This window comes from Acidithiobacillus sp. (assembly GCF_023255755.1).
Lineage (GTDB): Bacteria > Pseudomonadota > Gammaproteobacteria > Acidithiobacillales > Acidithiobacillaceae > Acidithiobacillus.
The window spans coordinates 8,855-18,828 of the sequence record NZ_JAGDVS010000061.1; the positions used below are offsets into that span (position 1 = coordinate 8,855).

Genomic DNA, 9,974 nt, shown 5'->3' on the forward strand with positions numbered 1-9,974 from the left:
GCAGTAGCCGCTGCTGCCGCAGGCGCACTGGAAAGCACCAGATGCGTCGCGTTACCGGCTGATTTCGCCGCTGCTGCCACAGAAGCGGCCTGTGCAGTAACAGCAGCAGGGGGTGTTGCTGCAGGCGCAGTAGCAACAGACACACTGTTCCCTGCACGCTGGGCAGACAACCAAGTGCCGGCCTGTGCGGGTGAAACGGACTGCACCTGCGCCAGACTGGGCACCGTCAGCATGCTTCCGGCATAGAGGTAGGTAGGATTACCACCCTTAAAAGCCTGCGGGTTGGCCTTCACCAGAGCGGCCATGACCTGGTCGAGGGTGACCGCGTTACTGCGTGTAATATATTGAGCCACCTGGAACAGAGATCCGTTGACAGGCACCGGACCATAACGGCTCACCCTGGACCAGCCATGATAGATGGGTGCAGGTGCTGCGTGACGGACGGGCTGCGGCATTGTCGGCGAGGTGCTGGACTGCGGAACAGGCGTCATGGTCCGGGGGGTGGATACAACGTTATCCCCGGCGCTGGATGCCGAATATTCCCGTACCAACTGTCCTCCGGACCAATTGAGCTGCACCAGGAAATGCAACGCAGGCTGAGGCAGCGGCAGCGGACTAGTGATCAATATGGCCGGTCTGTCACCACTGCGTACCGTAAAATGCCAGTGATCCAGTGCGTCTGCCTTGGGAAGATTGATCATCGCGAAGGCGCTGGCGGGCGCCAGCCCGGCCCTGAGACTCGCTTCACTTTGCGGACTCAACGACTGTATGGATATTTCGGCACGAAAGGGCTCACCCTGCGCGGAAAGCACCCGCAAATCACCAAGCCCCAAGGCCTGCGCCATACCTGGCAAGAGGAGACCCATACCGGCCAAGGCCCACAACCAGTTCTTCTTATCCATCATTATCTTCCTCACTTTGGTAATACCAGCGCAGCCCGGCAAACATTGTCGCCAACGAGGACTATAAATAGTCGCGAATCAGCAACTCTGCAATCTGTACGCTGTTCAGTGCGGCACCTTTACGGATGTTGTCTGCCACCACCCAGAAATTGATTCCACGTTCATGGGAGCAGTCACCGCGAATGCGGCCTACATAGGTGGCGTCCTGGCCAGCCACATCCAGTGCTGAGGGCCATGCACCCGTGCCACGATCATCCACGACGATGACGCCCGGGGCCTTTTCCAGCAGCGCGCGGACGGCTTCTGGCGTGATTGGCTCGCGGGTTACCACGTTGACTGCTTCAGAATGGCCGTAAAACACCGGCACCCGTACACAGGTAGCGGTCAGAGCGATATCCGGAATCTCCAGGATTTTGCGGGTCTCCCAGAGCATCTTCATCTCTTCCTTGGTGTAGCCGTTATCCTGGAAGACATCAATCTGGGGCAGGCAGTTAAAGGCAATCCGCTTAGGGAACACCTCGGCAACACCTTCTTCATGACGGAAAAGCGCCAGGGTTTGCTGCCCCAGTTCTTCAATAGCCCGCCTGCCCGCACCGCTGACCGCCTGATAAGTCGCGACCACCACCCGCTCGATGCCCGCCGCATCGGCAATGGGTTTTAGCGCCAGCAGCATCTGGATAGTCGAGCAATTGGGGTTGGCGATAATACCGTGGCGCCGGTAATCGGCAATCCGCTGCGGATTGACTTCGGGCACTACCAGAGGAATTTCGTCGTCGTAGCGGAACTGAGAGGTATTGTCGATGACCACACACCCGACAGCCACCGCCTTCGGCGCATACTCCGCGCTGACCTTTGCACCGGCAGAAAACAGACCGATATCGACCTGCGACCAGTCGAAAGTCGCCGCATCCTGCACCAGAACCTGCTGGCCGTTGAAGGGCAGACGTCCGCCCGCCGAATGGCTGCTGGCCAGCAGGTAGAGTTTATCCACCGGAAACTTGCGCTGCTCGAGAATCTGCAGCATGACCTCACCAACTGCACCGGTTGCCCCTAAAATAGCGACATTATATTGTGATTTTTGCATGCGCTATCAATCCTTCAGGCTAAGTGCGTTGACCACTGCGGCACCCATGGCTTTGGTACCAATAACCGACGCGCCGGGCGCTGCAATGTCCGCTGTGCGTAGCCCTTGGCTCAGCACCTGCTGTACGGCAGCCTCCACCCGCTGTGCCCAAGGTTCGGCGTTCAGGGAATGCCGCAGCATCATCGCCACCGACAGAATCGTGGCCAGGGGATTCGCCTTGTCCTGCCCGGCTATGTCCGGCGCCGAGCCATGAATAGGCTCATACATCGCCCGACCCTCGCCCAGTGAAGCCGAGGGCAGCATGCCGATGGATCCGGTCAACTGACTGGCTTCGTCGGAAAGAATGTCACCAAACATGTTGCCGGTCAGCAGCACGTCGAACTGTGCCGGGGCGCGGATCAATTGCATGGCGGCATTATCCACATACATGTGGCTGAGCTGCACATCGGGATAGCCCCGCGCCACTTCGGTGACCACCTCGCGCCACAAACGTGTGGTCTCCAGGACGTTGGCCTTGTCCACCGAGCACAGCTGCTTGCGACGCCCCTGGGCAGCGCGGAAGGCCACATGGGCGATACGGCGAATTTCATCCTCGTCATAGACCATGGTGTTAAAGCCGCGGCGCTTGCCATCGACGACCTCCAGACCGCGCGGCTGGCCGAAGTAGATATCCCCGGTCAGCTCGCGCACCACCAGGATATCGACATCGCGCACCAGTTCCGGACGTAGGGGCGAGGCATCCAGCAACTGCGGAAAAATCTGCGCGGGACGCAGGTTCGCATAGAGGTCCAGGCCTTTGCGCAGGCGCAGCAGTCCCTGTTCCGGGCGTTTGGCGGGTGGATACGCGTCCCAGCGGGGGCCGCCCACCGCGCCCAAAATGACCGCATCCGCCTCCATGGCCAACTGCAAAGAGACTGCCGGCAAGGGATCATCGCTGGCGTCCAGCGCGGCCCCGCCCACCAGGCCTTCGGTACAGTGCAGGCCAAGGTGGGCGGCCTGATCCACGGCATCCAGCACTTGCCGGGCAGCCGCCACGATTTCCGGACCAATGCCGTCACCGGCGAAGATGGCTATTTTTTTCATAACAGATCCTTTTTCATCACGACGCGAATAATAAAAGGGTTTTCCGTCCCCGGATGGGGGTTTTCGGGAATATGGGTAAAGGGATAGACCCCGGCACCGAGACCGTGGGCATCGGCGTTGACAATGGCCTGGTCTTCCGGCGTGGCCGTTTCCGGCTTACGCAGAGTCAAGCGCAGCCCCGCCGCGCCTTCGCGCTCCCGGGCAGCTTCCACATACATGCGCCGGGTAATCTCGGCGTGCAGCACCCGAAAGAAACGCGCCACGGTGTCGGTATCCAGGCCAAAGCGCATTTGCAGTCCGGTCCTTGCCGCCAATTGCTGGGCGCTGACGCGTGGCATATCCCGGAGGAAGTCACCACTCCGTGCCGTCTCCAGCAGAATTTGACGCAGCTCGGGATTTTCCGGCAACAGACCGAAACCGTTGTAGTGCAGAATAAAAAGGGGCTCCGGCAAGGGGAGTTCCGCCACCCGATCCTGCGCCGGGATACCTGCATCTATCACGACTCCGCTGGGCGGGGCGACAGGCTCCATCTTGCCCCGCAACCAATTCCACATAACCGCTCCAGGTTTTCCTCAGGAAAGAATTGTGGAAGGATAGCATAGGCATTACCAGCAAGGCACGACACCCGTGAACTCGTCCACCAGCACCCCGGCACCCCTACCCAGCGCACAGAATGCACACCAACGGCTACCGGTCACCGGAATCATTCTGGCCGGTGGCGCCGGTCGGCGTATGGGTGGTGCAGATAAAGGCTGGCTGGACTGGCAGGGAAAACCCCTGATCGAGCGGGCCATCGCCATCCTGCACGGGGATTGTACCGACATCGTCATCAGCGCCAACCGCAATATGGACCCTTATGCACAATGGGGACATCGTGTCGTCTCTGATCTGACGGCAGATTTTCAGGGCCCGCTCATGGGACTGGCCGCCGGAATGCATGCCGCGACGCAAGCCTGGGTAGCCAGCATCCCGGTAGACAGCCCCTATTTACCCCAGGATATCGTGCGCCGTATGTGGCAGGCCAAAGGCGGGCATGACCTGGTGGTGGTGCGCAGCGCCGACCATTGGCATGCTGTCATCTGTCTGTGTCGCCGCGCTCTGCTGCCCCAGCTACAGCGTTATCTGGACGGCGGCGGGCGGCGAGCGCAAGGCTGGTTCCAGGACCTCTCTTTTGCCGGTCTTACCCTGCCCGCCGATTTGCTGCGTAACTGCAATCATCCAGAGGATATGACATGAAAACGCTCTGTGTAGTAGGATATAGCGGTAGCGGTAAGACCACCCTGCTCTGCGCCCTGATTCCCTTGCTACGCGGATATGGACTGAAGGTCGCCGTCGTCAAGTCGACCCATCACGATGTGGACTGGGATGTACCGGGAAAAGACAGTTACCGTTTACGGGAGGCAGGTGCAGATGCCGTATTACTGCAGGGTCCGAAACGCTGGTTTATGAGCAGACCTGCTCCGGCAGAAGTCAACCTGGAGACCATCAGCGCCAGCCTGCAACCACTGCCAGACCTTCTCCTGATAGAGGGGAACAAGGCACTGGCAGTGCCGAAAATCGAAGTGCACCGGCCAGGTCTCGGGCGTCCCCTGCTTGCGGCAGATGACCCCTGCATCATGGCCGTAGCGACAGATAGCGTTCTGGACATTCCCGGCGTTCAACTGGACCTGAATGCGCCGTCCGCCATCGCGCAATTCATCCGGCAATGGATAAAAAAGGAAGATTAAACATGGCTCACTGTTGTGGTGGTAACGAACATGATTCCCTGGCTAAAAGTGTCGCCGATGCACGGGATGCCATCCTCGCGGCCAGCCTGCCGGTGCAAGGTACCGAAAATATCCATCTCGGCAATGCGCTGGGACGGGTACTGGCCACGGACATTCATGCCCCTGCCAACGTGCCCGCCTGGTCCAATTCGGCCATGGATGGCTACGCCCTGCGCAGCATTGACGGCGATGCCGTACGACGCATCATCGGCCAGTCTTTTGCCGGCCATCCCTTCAAGGGGCATGTCGCTGCCGACGAGTGTGTACGTATTATGACCGGTGCCGTGGTCCCGGAAGGCGCGGATGCCGTACTCGTTCAGGAGCAGGCAGAAGTCCACGCTGATCAGGTCACTCCGCAGGTGCTCAGCAAGACGGGAGCGAATATCCGCCAGCCCGGTGAGGACCTACAGGCCGGAGCCCTGGCCCTGAAAGCGGGAACCTGGTTGCGTCCCGCCCAAATCGGACTGCTCGCCAGTTTGGGCGTTGCTGAACTCGCCGTGTATCGCCGTCTGCGGGTCGCATTTTTCTCTACCGGCGATGAGTTGCGCCCACTGGGCAGCGCGTTGGGTCCAGGACAAATCTACGACAGTAACCGTTACGCCCTGCACGGCATGCTGCAACGCCTCGGCTGTGAAACCCTTGATCTCGGCCGTATCGTCGACGATCCCGAGCACATCGAAGAGGCCCTGCACAGCGCCGCAACCATGGCCGATATGGTGATCAGCACCGGCGGCGTCTCCGTGGGCGACGCCGACTACATCGCCGAACTCCTCAGTCGCCTCGGCACCATCAATTTCTGGAAAATAAACATGAAACCTGGGCGTCCTCTGGCTTTCGGACAACTCGACAACGCCATCTTCTTCGGCCTGCCCGGCAACCCCGTCTCTACCATGGTGACTTTTTACCAGTTTGTACGCCCCAGCATCCTCAAGCGCATGGGCAAAGCGGCGCCCTGGACCGCTCCGCTGCTACAGCTTCCTTTGGCAGAGGATCTCCAGAAAAAGGGGGGACGCACCGATTTCCAGCGCGGTCGGCTGCTGCTGACCCCCAGCGGACTACAGGTGACGGGGATTGGTCAACAGGCCTCCCATATCATGAGTGGAATGGCCCATGCCGACTGCCTGATCATTCTCGCGGCCGAAGCGGAGCATGCCAAGGCCGGCAGTCTGGTCGATGTACAGTTGCTGGAAGGACTCGTCTAGGTCGAGCTAATCCAGGCCGTGACGCGCCGTGTAGGGCGTCGAGTGGCTGAGATGAAAGCGGAAGTTGTCAGCATAGAGTTGCTGTAGCGCCGGATTTCCCCGAAATATCAGAAGATTTTCGGCGTTGGCCTGCTCTGCCGCCTTGCTGAAATTAAAGCTGCCCGTGATCAGCGTCCCCGAATCGATCACCATCACCTTGTTATGGGCAATAGCGTGCTGGTCATCAATGTAAACGGGCACACCCTGGTTAGCGAAAAAATCGGCCACCGAATATTTCTGGGTGCGCTGACTCTTGTCCAGCACCACCTTCACCTCGACCCCCCTTTTGGCGGCACTGAGCACGGCCTTGGCAATCGGCGCGCTGGTGAAGCTATAGGCTTGCACCCAGACCCGCTGCTTCGCCTCGCCAACCGCCTGCACAATGGCCGCTGTCGCTCCGCCCGGCGGCGAGAAAGCCACTTCAATCGTCCCCCGCGCCGGCACCGTTACGGGCGTGTGCGGCAGTGCGGCGGTGGCCGCCGACCACTGATTTTGCCCCCAGCTTTTAAGCGATTGCCAACCAGATCCAGACCCATCGGCCCGTGCCCCTGCGGCAAAAGACGCCAGCAACAATCCACAAACCGGCACAATGCTCGACCGCTTCAGTCCAGACATGAACGCTCCTGCTTATTATTATTCCTGTCATTTAGTGGCGGAGGCGGTGAGCCCCGTCTCCCGTGTTCATTACGTTTCAGGATTTTTCACTATGCACACTAATAGATTGATAATTAAAATACTAAGTAGCGTACTGTTTCCATACGTAACAGGCAACCTCTGCCTCGGGGCAGACGGGTAACAGTGCGGCGGAGGGCATGCAATGGCGCTATCAGCAAGGGCAGTTCATGCGTAAAAGGTCATCACCGCCAGTCTCAGTCCGCTGTTAGGCAGACCATCGGCTTTTACATCCCGGTTCCCAAAAAACCCAGCCAGTCAGAGAGGGACGCTTTGCTCGAAGCAGGACGGCGAATCCGTGAAGAAATGGAACGCCTGGGTATCACAGAGGACGAACTGGCGGCACTAGACTGATTGCGGTCATTCAGTTATTCGAGAGTTGCTGCGCGTCCTGAATAGGGGTCCATCTGGAGGCTTTGTTTTGTCGACATGGGTAAGTTCAGAAATCAACGACGACGTTATCAATTAAGCGCAATACCGATGCTATTTTGGTCTGAGTAACTAAAGAGTGCTGTTGTCAGTGTGATCTGGACCAAGGTCCTTGATGCAGTAACCCTCAGGGTACGTTGGACGCCGTTTTTGGGTGCGCAGTACTGGTTTTTGCCGCGCTGGTAGGCAGCGGACAAGTTTTCCACGTAAGTACAGAATGCGCCGGATGATAAAGCGCAATGTAGGCCTCTGCACTGGAAATCCAAAAGCTTTGGACATGGATTCATCCAGCATTGCATAAACCGCGAGACGCCCTATGGGAAATAAAGCCCGTGGAATATACATCTCCAATAGTAAATCCCTGGTTTTTGTGGCAATAATATGATTAGATCGAGCAAATCTGAATTTATCCTGCTCATAGCAGATGTTGTAGCCCTCAAAATCTCCGTATTTTTCCGGAATGTTATGGATACCCATGCGTTCGCCCACTGCACGCCAAAATAAAAACCAGGACAACCGCTCCTGCTCAACCATAGCGCGGTAGCCAAAACGCTCAATCCAGCGAATTGGCTCAAAAACAAAAGTGGACAGCACATACAGATAATCATCGTTGTGTATAGGGTAGCGGCCATGCTGTTGATTCATATTCGCAAGAGCAGCCCGGCCTCGTTCACTGTCATAGCCATGTTCTAAAAGCTCGCTGAGAATTAGGTCGGTATCGTCGTAGCGTTTGCGGGCATTGTTCATGAGTTCCCCCGACTTCTGCAACAACCCAGAAATACGGGGTACGGCATAACTCCGGAACAAGGCAAATTCGAGAGCGCGCGCGATATCGAATGGAAATTCGTAAGCGGCATCCAAGAACACGATGGCACAATGGTCGGATACTGGATCACGACCAAGAATATTTTGCAGATGGGTGTTGCGGCGCACCTGAATGAATTTTATTCCACGACGCGCTATTTCAGTCCAGTTGCTGCCTAAATTCATCTGCGTTACTCTCTTCGTTTTTCGTTTCGGAAACAGTATCCATCCGATTATGAGATGAGTAAATATCTAGCCTCTTCCAATATGAAATGAGTCTGAGCACCTGAGTTTTAATCGGTCACTACAGAGGCATGATGATCGACATGAAGGAAACAAAGCTACAAACGTTGGCACAGCTACAGTCGTTTCTGGCAGGGACACATGATATCGCGCTGAGTGTACCCCAAGTCAGAGCATTATGACACTCATGGAAGGCATGCAGGACCTTTCCCACCCCGGTGTACTGGCCTTTTACGGGGATCATGTATCGATTATCGGGATACCGTCATAGGTACCAAGAAACGGCCTAACAATGACGCCGTCATGACTGGACGACTCGCACAAGTACCGTATCCAAATAATGTGTTCTAGCGGGCGCAGGAACCTCGCGCCACATGACAGTTCAGAAATCGAAGGTTTAATCGACAGTTAGTTTCTGGACACTTCCGGGGCCATTTCCGGCCCTGAATCTGCCCATCAACCCGTCTATCTTTCGGCGTCCGGAAACCTCATTCCACCCGCGTTCCCTGACCCAATCCCTTGGCAAGGAGCGTCAAAACCATCGCGTTGAGCGATACCCCCTCCATTCTGGCCCGCGCAGCGAGTTGGGCATGGATGGATTTTGGTACTCTGGCAATGAATTTGCCGGAAGCCACACCTCCACTATTCGGTGCCGGTACCGGCATCCCCTGCTCCTGCAAAGCCCCCATCACTGCCTGCAAGGCTTCCCGGCCATTCTGTAATGCTTCTTCCACCGTTTCTCCATCCGCAATGCATTCCGTGAAGTCCGGGTAGGAAATCAGATACCCACCCCCTTCTGAGGGCTTCAGCGGGCGCATCTCGAACGGGTAATCTTCCAGGGCATACATGGTCATTCTCCTGCCACCAGGCGCAAAAACTTTTTGATGTAGACCGGCTTGATCGGTCGATGGGCGGGCACTGGCAGCGTCCGCCCATCGTGCCGGATAAATACGCAATGACTGCCGCCATCGTGTCGCCAGGTGATTCCGTGCTGACGGGCAACCACCTGAAGATCATCAATCTGCCAACCCATGGGATGGTTTTTCATGGCCTCACGCAGTTTGATCGCTTTATTCATCCACGAATGATACTACTTGTAACATCATTTAGCATCATAGATGCCCTCTCGCAACCGACCGTTTTCGAGAGTCTTCAGATGGCGGTGATTGCTGCACAGTAAATCAAAGGGTTGCGATTCTCGAAAACCATTCTCAAAAGACGGCTACGGTTTACAGCCATGGTGACGTGTTTCGAAAATATGATGGTCAGTCCGCTGGATGACTGCTTACGCTGCGTTGCTGTCGCTCGTAGCCGCAGGGCGAAAGGCAGCAACGGGTCGATATCAGTCCGTCTCACACAGCCATTCCTGCATATAGGTGGTGGCGTTCCCGCCATCCCCCACCTTCTCGAACCCCATCAAGCGCATCGACTGCGGGCTGATGAGCACCAGTCTCGGGTCGTACAGTGGTGGCAATGGGCGTGCATCCAGGGGCATATCGAGTTCCAGGGTCGCTACCAGGTAGCATTGTTGCTGGCAGGTGCGCAGATCACCGCGAACTGGCGTTTGCCGCTTTACCGCATCCGCCTTGAGGCGTCGCCCACGAATGCGCAGGGGGTATACACTGACTAACATGGCCGATTCCTTCGGTGCTGTATTTATGTACAGTATATCCGTTTTCAGAAGGTACGCCATGTGTGGACGCTACGCCATTGATCCCCGCAAACTCGAAAGGCTGGTCAAAGCTTTCTG

At 57.1% G+C, this 9,974-nt stretch carries 12 protein-coding genes; 3 read left to right on the top strand and 9 right to left on the bottom strand.

Annotation, left to right across the window (positions count from 1 at the left end):
- From Q0C48_RS04215 to Q0C48_RS04230, 4 genes are all read right to left on the bottom strand, one after another.
- The coding region (locus Q0C48_RS04215; RefSeq protein WP_291521857.1) for a FimV/HubP family polar landmark protein at window positions 1–905 on the bottom strand (905 nt) is incomplete at its 3' end.
- Window positions 906–963: 58 nt separating this feature from the next.
- Entirely contained in the window at window positions 964–1,986 is a 1,023-nt protein-coding gene (locus Q0C48_RS04220) for an aspartate-semialdehyde dehydrogenase (protein ID WP_291521860.1), read from the bottom strand.
- Between the two features lie 6 nt (window positions 1,987–1,992).
- Complete coding sequence (gene leuB, locus Q0C48_RS04225) at window positions 1,993–3,069, bottom strand: 3-isopropylmalate dehydrogenase (RefSeq protein WP_291521861.1); 1,077 nt, start codon at window positions 3,067–3,069, stop codon at window positions 1,993–1,995.
- A complete protein-coding gene (locus tag Q0C48_RS04230; protein WP_291521862.1) occupies window positions 3,066–3,623 on the bottom strand; it encodes a hypothetical protein in 558 nt (185 codons plus the stop codon). The genes leuB and Q0C48_RS04230 overlap by 4 nt, the downstream gene beginning before the upstream one ends.
- Window positions 3,624–3,696: 73 nt before the next feature.
- Here Q0C48_RS04230 and mobA point away from each other — a divergent pair, with 73 nt between their 5' ends.
- Genes mobA through glp form a run of 3 tightly spaced genes read left to right on the top strand, consistent with a single transcriptional unit; the run spans window position 3,697 to window position 6,037 of the window.
- Entirely contained in the window at window positions 3,697–4,305 is a 609-nt protein-coding gene (gene mobA / locus Q0C48_RS04235) for a molybdenum cofactor guanylyltransferase MobA (protein WP_291521863.1), read from the top strand.
- A complete protein-coding gene (gene mobB / locus Q0C48_RS04240) occupies window positions 4,302–4,796 on the top strand; it encodes a molybdopterin-guanine dinucleotide biosynthesis protein B (protein ID WP_291521865.1) in 495 nt (164 codons plus the stop codon). Before mobA ends, mobB begins: the two co-directional genes overlap by 4 nt.
- Window positions 4,797–4,798: 2 nt before the next feature.
- Complete coding sequence (glp, locus tag Q0C48_RS04245; protein ID WP_291521867.1) at window positions 4,799–6,037, top strand: gephyrin-like molybdotransferase Glp; 1,239 nt, start codon at window positions 4,799–4,801, stop codon at window positions 6,035–6,037.
- 6 nt (window positions 6,038–6,043) lie between these two features.
- Here the strand turns inward: glp and Q0C48_RS04250 are convergent, their stop codons facing one another.
- The 5 genes from Q0C48_RS04250 to Q0C48_RS04270 form a co-directional block, all read right to left on the bottom strand.
- On the bottom strand, window positions 6,044–6,691 hold the full coding sequence (locus Q0C48_RS04250; protein WP_291521869.1) for a phospholipase D family protein: 648 nt from the start codon (window positions 6,689–6,691) through the stop codon (window positions 6,044–6,046).
- Window positions 6,692–7,249: 558 nt separating this feature from the next.
- On the bottom strand, window positions 7,250–8,167 hold the full coding sequence (locus Q0C48_RS04255) for an oxygenase MpaB family protein (RefSeq protein WP_291521871.1): 918 nt from the start codon (window positions 8,165–8,167) through the stop codon (window positions 7,250–7,252).
- A 545-nt stretch (window positions 8,168–8,712) separates the two neighbouring features.
- On the bottom strand, window positions 8,713–9,072 hold the full coding sequence (locus Q0C48_RS04260; protein ID WP_291521873.1) for a type II toxin-antitoxin system HicB family antitoxin: 360 nt from the start codon (window positions 9,070–9,072) through the stop codon (window positions 8,713–8,715).
- 2 nt (window positions 9,073–9,074) lie between these two features.
- Complete coding sequence (locus Q0C48_RS04265) at window positions 9,075–9,302, bottom strand: type II toxin-antitoxin system HicA family toxin (RefSeq protein WP_291521875.1); 228 nt, start codon at window positions 9,300–9,302, stop codon at window positions 9,075–9,077.
- Window positions 9,303–9,566: 264 nt separating this feature from the next.
- Window positions 9,567–9,857 (bottom strand): hypothetical protein, encoded by a 291-nt coding sequence (locus Q0C48_RS04270; protein WP_291521877.1) that lies wholly within the window; start codon window positions 9,855–9,857, stop codon window positions 9,567–9,569.
- Window positions 9,858–9,974: the final 117 nt, after the last annotated feature.